We start from the raw sequence: 13,848 nt of genomic DNA, 5'->3' as shown, positions 1-13,848 counted from the left end.
AGTGCGGCTCGTTGATGATCGATCGCGGTTCACTGCGGCTCCACCACCGGCACCCCCGCCAGCATCGCTTCCGCGATTGATCCACCCGGAGCGACCCTGTACGTCGACGGCACATCCACCATCTCGAAGCGCACCCGGCCACCATCGGTCTCCATCAGCACCGCATGCCGCCGCGTGTAGCCCACGAGCACCCGCTCGACGACGTCACTCTCGCCGCCTCGCACAATCCACGCCGAGCGTTCCATGCGCAGGTGGACCACTGCGGCGTTGCTGATGGACATCGCCAGCGCGACCACCGCAACCGCCAGAGCAGCCAGCGAGATCGACAGGGCCCGCATCCAAAGTGGTGTCGAAAGCCGCAAGGCCAGCACCAGCCACATCACCGAGGCGACCAGCGCCAGCCCATCCAGTCCGGCGGCGATCATCAGGCCGTTCAGCCACCTTCGCACGTCCGTCAGGTCGCTTGCCAGCGGGGTGAGCAGCCCCATCCGCCAGGGTGACGAGACGTAGGCGACCAATCCGACGGCCACCAGGGCGCAGCCGATGGCGCCCGTCCACGACAGCGTCACGAACAGGTTGGACGGCTTCGGCCCGCCCGGCGTGATGGGCTTGGCCCCCGCCAAGGCCCCGCCGGGAATCGCGATGAGCGCGAACCCCACCATCAGCCACATCGGCTGCTCGATGCCCACCTCGAACACCCGCAATGGCGCAGTCATCAGCATCAGCGCCCCCGTCGCCAGCCCCGAACCCGGCTCACCCAGCAGTTCGGGCACACCCATGATCGCTGCAAACCCCAGTCGGAACCCAAGGTATCCCAGCATCCACACCGCGCCGACCGCCCCCACCGCCGCCACGATGCCGATCGCCATCCGCATCGGGCGCGGGTCTCGCTCATCCTGCTTGCGCACCGACTTCACCGGCTGCCGCACCAGCAGGATCTTCGTCTTGTTGGCCGCCGCGGCGGCGCCGGACGCGATGGGGCGGGTGATGTTGGGCATGGGGCGAGGGATTCCGGAAAGCCGAGAAACAGTGGGCCAAAGGCGTCGGCAACGCGGGCACGGATTCTAGGATACGGGAACTTGGTGATTCGTGCAGGAACAGGACTCCATGCGGCAGTGGCGGGAACCAACCGCTCACGATGCTGACTGGCCTGTTCGACGGGCCGCGAGGAATCCCCGCCGACGGCTCATGCTTCGCTCGCCGCATACGCCACCGCCCCCAGTGACCGGAAGCGTTCGTAGCGCCGCTTCACCAGCGTCTCGGGCTTGAAGCGCTTCAGGTCGCGGATCTGCTCGATGATCCACGTCTGCAGGTTGGCCGCCGCGCCCGCCGGGTCACGGTGCGCCCCGCCCAGCGGTTCGGGGATGATGGCGTCGATGATGCCGTTGCGCAGGTTGTCGCGGGCGGTGAGATTCAGCGCCTCCGCCGCGGCGTACTTGGTCTTCTCGTTGGTTTCCTTCCACAGGATCGCCGCGCACCCTTCCGGGCTGATGACGGAATACCACGCGTGTTCGAGCATGGCGATGCGATCGCCCACGCCGATGCCCAGGGCCCCGCCCGAGCCGCCCTCGCCGATCACGATGCAGATGATCGGCGTGCGAAGCCGGGCCATCTCTCGCAGGTTGACGGCGATGGCCTCGGCCACGCCGCGCGTCTCCGACCCAAGACCGGGGTAGGCCCCCGGGGTGTCGATGAACGTCACGATCGGCAGCCCGAACTTCTCGGCCATCCGCATCTTCAGCAGGGCCTTGCGATAGCCCTCCGGGTGGGCGCAGCCGAAGTGGCAGGCCATGCGCTCCTGCGTGGTCTTGCCCTTCTGCTGGCCGATGAGCATCACCTTGTGCGACCCGATGCGGGCCAGTCCGGTGATGATGGCCGGGTCATCGCCGAACCGCCGATCGCCGTGCAGCTCGGCGAAGTCGCGGCAGAGGCGCTCGATGTAGTCCGAAGTCTGCGGCCGGTTGGGATGGCGGGCCACCAATACCGTGTCCCACGCGGACAGATCGCGGTACAGGTTGGCCAGCAGCCGCTCCCGATCCGCCCGCAGGGCGTCGAGCTTCTCGGCCGGTGTGTCCGCCCCCTTGGCGGCGAGCAGGTCGATCTGCTTTTCGAGTTCAACCACCGGCTGCTCAAAGGGCAGTTTGTAGGTGGTGGTGGATGGAGCGGCGGGCTGGGATGGGGTGGTGGGCATGGCGGTGGTGGCCGCTCCGGTCGAGAACCAGCGCGGCAACGCTATTCTAGTGCGTTCTGGTCGGAATGGCGGTTGGCTCGCGGCGGTACCGGATCTCGGTGATGCTGGTCGACCGGGTGGGCTTCAGAGCGCTTCGGAACGAAGTGACCGGGCTTGTCCGTGGCATGGATGCGATTTGCGATCGATCCTATTGAAACCGCTCCAGCCAGCCCCGAATCCGGCCGCATCCTTCGCGAATCTGGCTCTCGCCGCAGGCGAAGCTCAGGCGCACGTGGGTTCCGGCGCAGCGTCCGAAATCCTCGCCGGGCACCACGGCCACGCGGGCTTCCTCGAGCAGGGCTTCGGCGAAGTCGCAGGCCGATTCAAGCCGCCTGCCTGCGGGACTGACGCGGCCCAGATACGCCCGCACGTCGGGGAAGACGTAGAACGCCCCGGTCGGCTTCGGGCAGCGCAGCATGGGCATGGCGGCGACCTGGTCGTGCATCAGCGCCGCGCGCCTGGCGAAGGCGTCGCGCATGGCGATCACGGCCGCATCGCCGTTGGTGAGCGCCTCCACCACCGCCGCGTAGGAGAACGAGGTGATGTTGCTCGTCAACTGGTCCTGCAAGGATGAGACGGCCTTGATGAGCCGCCCGCCCTGCCCCGGGGCACACAGGTAGCCGATACGCCAGCCGGTCATGGCGTAGGCCTTGCTCAGCCCGTTGATGGTCACCACGCGATCGGTCAGCGCGGAGAGCGAGCCAAGCGACAAGTGCCGCTCCCCGTCGTAGCGAAGCCGCTCGTAGATCTCGTCGGTGATGATGGTGACATGTGGGTGCCGTTCCAGCACGGCGGCGATGGCGCGAAGTTCACCCGGCGTGTAGGCGATGCCGCATGGGTTGGACGGGCTGTTGATGACGATCGCCACGGTGGCGGGCGTGATGGCGGCGTCAATCTGCTCCGGCGTCACCTTGAAGCCGCGCTCGATGGCGCCCGGCACCTCCACGGGCACGCCGCCGGCCAGTTCAATCATCGGTCGGTAACTCACCCACGCGGGAGTGAGGATGATGACTTCATCCCCCGGGTTGACGAGCGCCTGCATGGCCATGTACATGGCGTGCTTGGCGCCGACGGTGATGATGATGTGCTCGGGCTTGCAGTCGATGCCGTTCTCGCGCGTGAGTTTGGCGGCGATGGCCTGCCGCGCCTCCATCGGTCCCGGCGTGGGGGTGTAGCGAGTCTTGCCTGCGAGCAGGGCGTCAATGGCGGCCTGCTTGATGTTGGCGGGCGTGTCGAAGTCCGGCTCGCCCGCGCCGAAGCCGATCACGTCCACGCCCTGCGCCTTCAGGGCGTTGACGCGGGCGCTCACCGCCAAGGTGGACGACGGCTTGAGGGCGGCGACGCGATCCGACAACACCGAACCCCGCGCGATGGTGCTCATGGTCCGGTAGCATACCCTCGATCCGGTTCACTGCGACGACGGCGCGAAACGTCGGCAGTCCGCTGGAATCGAAGTTCTACCCGCGCGGGTGCTGTTGCCGCGCCGCACCAGAGAGGACCTTCACATGCCCGCCCCTCGGATTCTCGCCTTCGCCGGAAGCGTCCGCAAGGACTCATGGAACCGCAAGGTGCTGGAGATCGCCGCAAGTGGTGCGCGCGCCGCTGGGGCGGAAGTGATGGTCATCAATCTGGCCGACTACCCCATGCCCCTCTACGACGCCGACTGGGAGGCGATTCACCGGCTGCCGGAGGGCACGAAGCGATTGCAGGAGGTGATGGCGACGCATCACGGCTACTTGATCGCCTGCCCGGAGTACAACAGCTCCATCACCCCCCTGCTCAAGAACACCATCGACTGGACCACCCGCGGCCCGGACGGCCGGGGGAACCTGCAGTACTGGCATGGCCGCACCGCCGGTCTGGTGGCGGCGTCGGGCGGCGCGTTGGGCGGGCTGCGCGTGCTGCGCCACGTGCGCGAGATTCTCGGCAACATCGGCGTGCTGGTGATCCCTGACCAGCGGGCCGCGTCAGGCGTGGACAAGGTCTTCGACGCCGAGGGCCGCATGACGGATGACCGGCTTCGGCAGGGGCTGGAGGCGGTGGGCGCCAGGTTGGCGCAGGTGACGGCCAAGTTGCTTTAGCACGCCCCCGCGCTACCGTGTGCCATGCATTACGAGAACCACAAGGCGGCCATCGAGGATCTCGAGGCGCGGATCTTGACCATCCGCGACTCTCTTTAACTACGATCAACGACTGAAGGATCGGGCCGCGCTCCAGGAGCGCATGAACGGCGCCGACTTCTGGAACAACCCCGTCCAGGCGCAGAAGGTCATCGCCGAGTTCAAGACGCTGAAGGCCCAGACCGAGGGGCTGGAGGAGATCATCCGCCAGTTCGACGATGTCAAGGTCGGCTACGAACTGGCCCGCGAGGCCGAGGATGCCGACCTGCTCGCCGAGGCGGATGAGACCCTTTTCCAGCTCCAGACCCAGATGGAGAAAGTCGAGTTGCAGTCGCTGCTCTCGGGCAAGCACGACCATCGCAACTGCTTCGTCTCCATCCAGGCGGGCGACGGCGGCACCGAGGCGGATGACTGGGCTGCGATGCTCGATCGCATGTACCTGTACTACTGGGCCAAGATGGGCTGGAAGGTCGAGGAGATCAACCGCAACCCCGGAACCGAGACGGGCATCAGCGAGGTGACGTACCTCGTCAAGGGGCCTTACGCCTTCGGCTACATGTCCTGCGAGCGCGGCACGCACCGGCTGGCCCGCGTCAGTCCGTTCAACGCTCAGGGCAAGCGGCAGACCAGTTTCGCCACGGTGGATGTGACGCCCGAGTTCGACGAGATGAACGTCGAGATCGACATGAACGAGGTGGAGATCACGCCCTTCGTCCGCGCCAGCGGACCGGGCGGGCAGAACGTCAACAAGGTGGCGTCGGCGATCCGCGTGGTCCACAAGCCCACGGGCATCATGATCGTTTCGTCCACGTACCGCGATCAGCCGCAGAACAAGAAGCAGGCCCTCTCGATTCTGCAGGCCAAGCTTGAACAGATCGAGGAGGAGAAGCGGGCCGCGGAACTGAACGAAGCCACTGGCGGCAAGGTGGATCGCGGCTGGGGGACACAGATCCGCTCCTACGTCATCTACGACAACCGCGTGAAGGATCACCGCACCGGCTACGAAGTCGGCAACCCCCAATCGGTGCTGGACGGCGAGATCGAAGGATTCATCGACGCGGAGCTGAAACGCCGCCGCGCGGAGAAGGAAGCGAGCCGACAGACGGTCAAGGCATAGCGGCGGCCTGAGATCGGACGAAAAACCCCGCCCATGAGGCGGGGTTGGATCGTTCCTGGCCTTGATGCGATGACGCGCGTCACGAACGCCGACGGCGTCGTGTCACAAGGCCGGCCACGCCAAGCAACGCGATCGCGCCCGGCGCGGGAACCAGTTCGTAGTGAACGCGGCCTGAGAAGGTGCGGGGCGTGAACAGGGTTCCACCGAAAGCGATATCACCCGTGCGGGCCACGTCGCTGAAGAGCCGCAGGTCGCCATTCTCCCACGTGGTCTGCGGCGGCAGCGCGGTGGTGCCCGTGTAACGGATGCCGCCGCCCGCCGTGACGCAGTGCAGGTACACCGCGGTGGTTTCACCGGCCTGAAGCAGGATCGGCGTGGTCAGGACGAGCGGCGTCCACACCGTCGTTCCACCGCGGGTGCCGACCACGGTCTGGGTGAGCGTCCACCCGCCGCTGCCGCCGGTGAACCCGACGTAGCTGCCCGGGCGCGTCCACACCTGCACGTCGACGTTGGTGCCCGATGTGCCCGTGTAGGACACGTCAAATGAAGTGACCCTCAGGGACGGGCCGAGCGGGGTCAGGTCCATGAACACGCCGCCGCTGCCGTTGTTGGACGGGGCGGTTTCGAGAAAACCGCCGCCAGCGATGGCGGATGCGGTGAGAGACGACATCGCCGCGCCCAACAGGGCGCTGCACAGGAGTTTCCTCATCGTGACTTCCTCCTCAACTGCGGCGGACGACGAGAAGGTCCGCACATTCAAACCACTTCTCCCGGCCGCACGCGCGGCGTCGGGAATCTCCACGCGAGCCATCCTACCGACGACCACACCGTGATGCAAGACACGATTCGGAGATTTCCGCGTGGTCGTTGACTGGCGATCCGAACCGCGCTCATGGGTTCACATCCTGAGCCATCATCCGTCCCGAGAAAACCGGGGCGTCGGTGAATGCTCGATCGCACGGAAGTTGACGAACAAAAAGGCCCCCGTCCAACGACAGGGGCCATTGCAGGGCACACCGATCGAATGCCGCGTCCAGGTCTACTGACGACGCCGACCACGAATGGACAGTCCGGCCAGGCCCAGAAGCGCCAGCACGCTGGGAGCGGGAATGGCGTTCTCGTAGATCGTGTCGATGGAGTTGAGGGCTGCGGTGCCGGTGGTGAACCCGCGCAGGGCGAGGCCGCCTCCGCCAAGAGAGGGAACGCCCAGCACACCCGTGTCGGCGATGAGGGTGTTGCCAGTCTCATCCCACACGCGGGCCTGCATCTGGCCCACGCCGACCCAGTTGAGTTCCAGCAGGTACCACGTGTTGGCGGCGTAGTTGGCCGCCACCTGGCCGACGGTGACAAAGCCCCAGCCGCTGTTGTTCTGAAGCAGCAGGCCGGTGGCTGGCGTGTTCGGCGCGAACACCGCGGTAATTGCCCCGCCAGGTCCGGCGTCCACGCCCATGTAGACGCGACCTGCCGCGGCGCCGCCGGCTGAGCCGACGTTCGAGCGCACGTAGGCGAAGTATCGGTTGCCCGCCGACGTGGTTACATCGTTGCGGTAGTAGAACATCGGGCCGGACCCTTGCAGGAATCCAAGCCCCAGCGCCCCATCGTGGGCATGTGCGCCGGAGATGTTGGCGTTGTTGAAGGTGCCTGACCCAATCAGGTACTCGCTCATGCTGCCATCCTCGAAGTCGTCGAGGATGTCCGCCGTCGCGCTGCCGGCCAGGCAGAGCGCGGCGAGTGTCGTCGCCAGAACTCTCATGATGTCTCTCCTCACTGCACTGCGCCGCGCAGCCGCTGGTTCTCCCCCGGACGGCGAGCCCACAAGGTCACCGTTGCACGCGGTCTGGCTTGGTGATAACCGAAATAAATAAAATTGCAAGAGGAAATCACGCATCCACGGGCGAACTCGCCGTGCGGGGTCAGATTACCTGGATTGACATGGATGCCGCCGGGAGCTCACCCCGGTCAGCGACAGCGCCGGAGCCCCGACTCTCACCCCGCCGCGGCCAGCGCGGCCTCACGAGGGCGCGGGCGCAGCCAGCGCTCCGAAATCTCCTGCGGGGCCAGGGTTGGGTTGGCTCGCGCGATCGCCGCCGCCAGGAAGCCCATGAACATCGGCTGCGGGTGAAGCGGACGACTCGTCAGTTCCGGGTGGAACTGCGAGGCGATGAAGAACGGGTGGGCCTCGCGCGGCAGCTCCATCACCTGCATGATGGGTTGCTTCGGGTGCCGTCCTGAGAATCTCAGGCCCGCCTGCTGGAGCTGATCCACGTAGGCGGGGTCCACCTCGTATCGGTGCCGGAATCGCTCACGCACCCATGTCGAGCCGAACAGGAAGTGGGCCAGCGACCCTTCCTCGATCTGCACGTCCTGCGCCCCCAGGCGCATGGTGCCGCCCAACCCCTCGATCTTCTTCTGCTCGGGCAGCTCGGAGATGATGGGGTACGGCGCGCGGGGGTCGAACTCCATCGAGTTGGCGCCGCGCAGCCCCAGCACGTTTCGGGCGTACTCGATGACCGCCACCTGCATGCCAAGGCAGATGCCCAGGTAGGGAATGCCCTGCTCGCGCACGTACTGCACACAGGCGATCTTGCCCTCCACGCCGCGCTGCCCGAACCCGCCCGGGACAATCACGCCATGCACACCGCTGAGCGTGCGGGCGGCGGTAGCGGGGTCTATCTCCGTTGTGTCGATCCAGCGTTCCTCCACCTCCACCCCCAGGTGCGTGGAGCAATGCTCGATGGCCTTCTCGATGGAGGCGTAGGCGTCGCGCAGCGCGGCGTACTTGCCTGTAATGCCAAGCGTCACCTTGTGCCGCTTGCGGGCGACGATGCGGCGTGCGTACTCCTCCCACTGGGCTCGGGCGCGGTCTTCCACCGCGGGGTCCACGCGGTCGTGCAGGTCGAGAATGGAGAGGATCTCGCGGTCAAGCCCTTCCAGCCGCATGGCGCCCGGGATGGTGTAGATCGACTCGCGGTCGTGCATGGAGAAGACGCGCTTCATCGGCACGTTGGAGAACATGGCCATCTTCTGGCGCACCACTTCGCCGACGGGGTTCTGCGCCCGGCAGGCGACGAGGTGCGGCTGGATGCCGGCCTCCATCAGCCGCTTGATGCCAAGCTGCGCCGCCTTGGACTTCTGCTCACCCAGGATGGGCGGCTCGATGATGTACGTCAGCGCCACGAAGCAGACCGAGTTCTCGCCCTCCTCGAACGCCAGTTCGCGCAGGGCCTCGATGTAGAAGCCGTTCTCGTAGTCGCCGACGGTGCCGCCGACCTCGACGAAAACCACGTCCACCGGCCCCTTGTCCGGCCCGCCCGTCATGGCCAGCTGCCGCAGGCGGCGTTTCACCTCACCGGTGACGTGGGGGATCATCTGCACGTCGCGGCCGAGGTACTCGCCCCGGCGCTCGCGCTCGAGAATCTCGGTGTAGATCTGTCCGCTGGTGACGAAGTTCTGACGCGACAGGTTCTGGTCGAGCATGCGCTCGTAGGTGCCCAGGTCCATGTCGCACTCGGTGCCGTCATCGAGCACGAACACCTCGCCGTGCCGGTAGGGGTTGAGTGTGCCCGAGTCGATGTTCAGGTAGCCCTCCATCTTGATGGGGGCGACGGTCAGACCCTTGTCCTTGAGGAGTTTCGCCAGCGACGAGGAGAAGATGCCCTTGCCCAGCCCGGACATGACCGTGCCGAACACCGCGACGTACTTGTGGCGTCCTCGCTGGTAGCCGGGGGGAACAGGCGAATAGAACTCGGTCGTCTCCTTGGACGGGCCGAATTGGGCAAGAAAGCCGGAGGATGAATCCCCGCCGTGGCGCGCGGAACCGTGTGAGATGGGCATAGTGGACTGTACCATGCCCGGGGGCGGATGGGAAGGGGCAATCGCCGGCTCTTGACCTGCGGCTCGTGCCCATCAGCCATCCCCGTTCAGGTTCATTGCGGGGATGGTCGATAACGGGAAAGCGCCGCTGGTCCGGCTCGCGGGTATCGTTCACGACGGAGAAACGCCATGCTCACACGGCTCTCGATGCTCCTTTCCGCGGTGGTCGCTCTGACGTTGGTCGGCTGCACCACGGTGCGCGAGGCGTACCCCGGGCACGAGCCCTCGCAGGTGTGGGCGGCGATGATCGCATCCGCCAACAACCCCGGCTACCACCACGACTGGTTCACCGTCCACAACCACGTCCACGCGGATGAGGCCGACGCACGCATTGAACTTCACCGACAGATTCGACGCGACGTCATCATCCCGCTCGGCAATCCCCAGCGACAGGAGCGGACGTTGCAGCACACCATCCGCCTGGTGGAAGGGAAGCAAGGTCCGACGATCGAGATCGTCAGCCGGGCTGTCGATGTGCCCGCCCAGGCGCGGGAGGATGCGCGGCTCTACTTCGCCGACGTGTGGGCGCTGCTGGGGGGCAAGCCGATGACAGCCCCGGACGCTTCACCCACCGGCGCGTCAGACGGCGCAGACAGAACGCCGAAGGAAGCGACGGAATCGAGCGATGGCGCTCCTCCGGTGGATGTGGACGATCTGCGGCGTTGATTCGTGCCGACGGTGGATCGCGGGGCGCACTCGCAAATGTCCATCCGTCAGCAACTTGTGAAATGTCCCACAAAACCGTGACCGGGGGCTTGCAAGCCGTCCCGATTGTGGTTCAATATCACCTGATCGAGGGTCGTGCCGCAGCGCGATCCGGGGATGCCAACTGATCGCGCGGACGACCGGTCGCTTCCGGGGGAGGCGGCTGGTGCAGGTGGGGTACCTGCCTTCCAACTGCCTGTGGAGCGTGTTCCTTCACGCCCGCCATGTCGCGCGGGCGTTCCGTTCGCTTCAACGCAGAGCAGAGGAGGTCGTAGAATGAACATTCGAACGTGGATTGGCATGGCCGTCGCCGCCCTGGCGACCGGCTCGGCCGCAGCAGGGTCGCTGACGACGCTGTTCGCCAGCAACAACCGCGGCAGCAATGGCGGCATGGTGTACTTCACCGTCACCGTGCTGAACAGCAATGGCATTCGCATCACCGGCTTCGACATCAACAACACCGCCGGACCGAGCGACACCATCGCCATGGATGTGTACACCCGCGTGGGCGGACACTCCGGCTTCGAACTGAACCAGGGCGCCTGGACGCTGACCTCAAGCGGCTCCGGCAACGGCGCGGGAGTGAACAACCCCGCCTTCATCAACGTGACGGACTTCGTGCTCGGGCCGGGCACCTACGGCATGGCGCTGCGCGCCCTGCACAACGGCACCGCCACCAGCGGCCATGAATACACCAACGGCACGGGCGGCAACCAGAACTTCGGCAACGCGGACCTGACGATCGCGCTCGGCTCCGCCACCAATGCGGCGTTCGGACCGTCAGTCTTCCAGCCGCGGGTGTGGAACGGGACCATCTACTACGAGGAAGTTCCCGCCCCCGGCGCGCTGGCGCTGCTCGGACTCGCGGGGCTGACCGCACGACGTCGCCGTCGCGGCTGAATCAGACGCTTCTTCTTCATCGCGGGTGTCTCCTCTCACAAACCATCATCCGCGAGTAGAGTGACGACCTTCTCCGACGACTGTCGGGGAGGTCGTTTTTCATGGTGCGTTGCAGGCCATCCTGAACGGCTCCGGGAGCCGCGTTCCACGGAACCGAGGGTGGGTCGGACTGTCGATCACCAGCACATCTCCCCGCGCGAAAATGGGTAACCTGGGGGACGCCGTGACTCTCCGGCAATCCCCTCACAGCAGCCGAGGCGTGGTTTTCTTGGACAATCCGGCAGATTTGGTGTTCCTTTCCTGCACGAGCGCGGTATGCTCCGGACACGCAAAGAGAGGGGACTCATCTCTACGCCACTTTGCGTGTTCCGGGGAATGGCTGCTCGTGCCAACAGGTGCGTTGCCGGTCGGCGCGGGACGAACACACTCGATGGAGGAAGCACGCATCATGAGGAAGAATCTTCTCGCACTCGGTGCCACCCTGCTCTTCGCCTCGCCGGCGCTGGCGGGCGGCGTTCTGTGGGACAATGGTCCGCTGATCACCCATCCGGGCGGCGGCTTCAACGGCGCGCATCGCAGCGCCATCGGACCGGGCGGTACGATCTTCGGCTTCGGCGCTCAGCAGTCGCTGAACAACCGCATGGCCGATGACTTCACCGTCGGCGCCGGCGGCTGGAACATCAACAGCATTCGCCTGTTCACCTATCAGACCGGCTCGACCACCGTCTCCACCATCACCGGCGTGACGCTGCGCGTCTGGGACGGCGTTCCCGGCCAGAGCAACATCGTGTTCGGCGACACCACCACCAACGTGATGTCGGCCACCGGCTGGAGCGGCATCTACCGGACCACCGCGACCGCCCCGCTGGATACGGCGCGCCCGATCATGTTCGTGGACATCAACCTGAACCTGAACCTTGGTGCCGGCACGTACTACCTCGACTGGGCGTTCAGCGGCTCACTGGCCTCCGGCCCGTGGCAGCCCCCGGTGAGCGATCCGAACCAGCTGGTTCTGGGCAACGGCCTCCAGAGTCTCGCTGGCGGCCCGTACAACCCCGCGCTGGATGGCACGACGCAGCAGGCCATGCCCTTCATCATCGAAGGCACTGGCGTTCCCGCTCCGGGCGCTTTGGCCCTGCTCGGCATCGCCGGCCTCGCGGCCCGTCGTCGTCGCCGCGCCTGATCGCGCATCTTCTCTCGCAATCGCTTTGCGATTCTCAGCCGACCCGGTTCGCCGGGTCGGTTGTTTTTTGGGCCGACGACTGTCGGCTATCGGCTGACAGCCCCCCACGCCAGTCCCTATACTCCCGCCCCGATCGTGTCACACGCCGCTGTTCCCACGGAGACCTCACATGGCCGAGTCGATCCGCATGACCCCCGCCGGGCTTCAGGTGCCCGATCAGCCCATCATCCCTTTCATCGAGGGCGACGGAACCGGGCCGGACATCTGGCGGGCCAGCGTGCGGGTGTTCGACGCGGCGGTTGAGAAGGCGTATGGCGGCAAGCGCAAGATTCACTGGAAGGAGGTCTACGCCGGTGAGAAGTCCTTCAACAGGTTCAAGGACACCCTGGGCGAGACCAAGGCCTGGCTGCCGGACGAAACGCTGGACGCCTTCCGCACCCACCTGGTGGGCATCAAAGGCCCGCTGACCACGCCCGTGGGGGGCGGCATCCGCTCGCTCAACGTGGCCCTGCGGCAGCTGCTCGACCTGTATGTGTGCCTGCGCCCGGTGCGGTGGTTCAACGGCGTTCCCAGCCCGGTCAAGAAGCCGGGCGACGTGGACATGGTGATCTTCCGCGAGAACACCGAGGACATCTACGCCGGCATCGAGTACGCCGCGGGCACGCCCGAGGCCCGGAAGGTGCTGGAGTTCCTCAGTCAGAACTTCCCCAAGGAGTTCGGCAAGGTGCGTTTCGGCGCCGCCAAGGCGGCGGCGGACTGGCAAGCCGCGCTCGAAGGCATCGGCGCGCCCGGGCGTGACGCGGGCAAGCCGCCGCTCGCCTCGGATTCGACGTTCGGCTTCGTCGGCGTGGGCTTCAAGCCCGTGTCATACCTGGGCACCGAGCGGCTGGTGCACAGCGCCATCGGCTACGCCCTGAAGCACAAGCGCCGCAGCGTGACGCTGGTGCATAAGGGCAACATCATGAAGTTCACCGAAGGCGCCTTCCGCGACTGGGGCTACCAGGTGGCGACGCGGTTCTTCCGCTCCCACGTCGTGACCGAGCGCGAAAGCTGGATCCTCGGTAACAAGGAGGCGGACGCGTCGCTGTCGGTGGAGCAGAACGCCCGGCTCATCGACCCCGGCTACGACATGATGACGCCCGACCAGCGGAAGAAGGTGTGCGCCGAGGTGGAGGCGGCGCTGGCCCTCTGGTCCACGCACGGCGAGGGCAAGTGGAAGAAGATGCTGCTCATCAAGGATTCGATCGCCGATATCACGCTGCAGCAGGTGCTGACGCGGGCGAAAGACTTCGACGTGATCGCCACGCTCAACCTCAACGGCGACTATCTCAGCGATGCCCTGGCGGCCCAGGTGGGCGGCATCGGCATCGCGCCGGGGGCCAACATCAACTACATCACCGGCCACGCCATCTTCGAGGCCACGCACGGCACCGCGCCCAAGTACGCCAATCTTGACCAGGTGAACCCCGGCTCGGTCATCCTCTCCGGCGAGATGATGCTGCGCTACATGGGCTGGACCGAGGCCGCCGACCTGATCATCCGCGGGCTGGAGGGGGCCATCACCGCCCGCACCGTGACGTACGACTTCCACCGGCTCATCGTCGCCGAGGGCGGGCAGGCGACCAAGGTGAAGTGCAGTGAGTTCGGCGACGCGGTGATCCGGCACATGGCCTCGGAGAAGGCGGCGGTGCGAGTGTGAGAGGATCGCCGGCTTGACGGC

The 13,848-nt window shown here is 66.2% G+C and carries 12 protein-coding genes; 6 read left to right on the top strand and 6 right to left on the bottom strand.

The genetic code is table 11. From position 1 onward, the window contains the following. Positions 1-29: 29 nt before the first annotated feature. From HRU76_12535 to HRU76_12525, 3 genes are all read right to left on the bottom strand, one after another. The gene (locus HRU76_12535; protein QOJ18364.1) at positions 30-998 is read right to left on the bottom strand and encodes a hypothetical protein; all 969 of its coding nucleotides are present in this window, start codon (positions 996-998) and stop codon (positions 30-32) included. A 188-nt stretch (positions 999-1,186) separates the two neighbouring features. Next, entirely contained in the window at positions 1,187-2,191 is a 1,005-nt protein-coding gene (locus tag HRU76_12530) for an acetyl-CoA carboxylase carboxyltransferase subunit alpha (GenBank protein QOJ18363.1), read from the bottom strand. A 187-nt stretch (positions 2,192-2,378) separates the two neighbouring features. Next, positions 2,379-3,611, bottom strand: coding sequence for a pyridoxal phosphate-dependent aminotransferase (locus HRU76_12525; protein QOJ18362.1), 1,233 nt, complete (start codon positions 3,609-3,611; stop codon positions 2,379-2,381). Positions 3,612-3,735: 124 nt separating this feature from the next. On the opposite strand from HRU76_12525, the gene HRU76_12520 reads away from it, so the two are divergent. Together HRU76_12520 and HRU76_12515 are read left to right on the top strand one after the other, a co-directional pair. Further along, positions 3,736-4,311 carry an NAD(P)H-dependent oxidoreductase gene (locus HRU76_12520; protein QOJ18361.1) on the top strand — a complete coding sequence of 192 codons (576 nt, stop codon included), beginning with the start codon at positions 3,736-3,738 and terminating at the stop codon, positions 4,309-4,311. A gap of 112 nt (positions 4,312-4,423) precedes the next feature. After that, on the top strand, positions 4,424-5,467 hold the full coding sequence (locus HRU76_12515) for a peptide chain release factor 2 (protein ID QOJ19185.1): 1,044 nt from the start codon (positions 4,424-4,426) through the stop codon (positions 5,465-5,467). A gap of 79 nt (positions 5,468-5,546) precedes the next feature. Here the strand turns inward: HRU76_12515 and HRU76_12510 are convergent, their stop codons facing one another. The 3 genes from HRU76_12510 to HRU76_12500 form a co-directional block, all read right to left on the bottom strand. Then, positions 5,547-6,176, bottom strand: coding sequence for a hypothetical protein (locus HRU76_12510; protein QOJ18360.1), 630 nt, complete (start codon positions 6,174-6,176; stop codon positions 5,547-5,549). A gap of 330 nt (positions 6,177-6,506) precedes the next feature. Beyond that, entirely contained in the window at positions 6,507-7,220 is a 714-nt protein-coding gene (locus HRU76_12505) for a hypothetical protein (GenBank protein QOJ18359.1), read from the bottom strand. A gap of 233 nt (positions 7,221-7,453) precedes the next feature. Then, complete coding sequence (locus tag HRU76_12500) at positions 7,454-9,301, bottom strand: CTP synthase (protein QOJ18358.1); 1,848 nt, start codon at positions 9,299-9,301, stop codon at positions 7,454-7,456. Positions 9,302-9,469: 168 nt separating this feature from the next. On the opposite strand from HRU76_12500, the gene HRU76_12495 reads away from it, so the two are divergent. The 4 genes from HRU76_12495 to icd all read left to right on the top strand — a co-directional run bounded on the left by HRU76_12495 (position 9,470) and on the right by icd (position 13,827). Further along, a complete protein-coding gene (locus tag HRU76_12495; GenBank protein QOJ18357.1) occupies positions 9,470-10,006 on the top strand; it encodes a hypothetical protein in 537 nt (178 codons plus the stop codon). 315 nt (positions 10,007-10,321) lie between these two features. Then, the gene (locus HRU76_12490; GenBank protein QOJ18356.1) at positions 10,322-10,945 is read left to right on the top strand and encodes a hypothetical protein; all 624 of its coding nucleotides are present in this window, start codon (positions 10,322-10,324) and stop codon (positions 10,943-10,945) included. Between the two features lie 259 nt (positions 10,946-11,204). Further along, positions 11,205-12,128 (top strand): hypothetical protein, encoded by a 924-nt coding sequence (locus tag HRU76_12485; protein QOJ18355.1) that lies wholly within the window; start codon positions 11,205-11,207, stop codon positions 12,126-12,128. A 169-nt stretch (positions 12,129-12,297) separates the two neighbouring features. Further along, complete coding sequence (gene icd / locus HRU76_12480; protein QOJ18354.1) at positions 12,298-13,827, top strand: isocitrate dehydrogenase (NADP(+)); 1,530 nt, start codon at positions 12,298-12,300, stop codon at positions 13,825-13,827. Positions 13,828-13,848 lie beyond the last annotated feature (21 nt).

Source organism: Phycisphaeraceae bacterium, assembly GCA_015709595.1.
Lineage (GTDB): Bacteria > Planctomycetota > Phycisphaerae > Phycisphaerales > SM1A02 > CAADGA01.
This window is presented reverse-complemented; position numbering and strand designations above follow the sequence as displayed.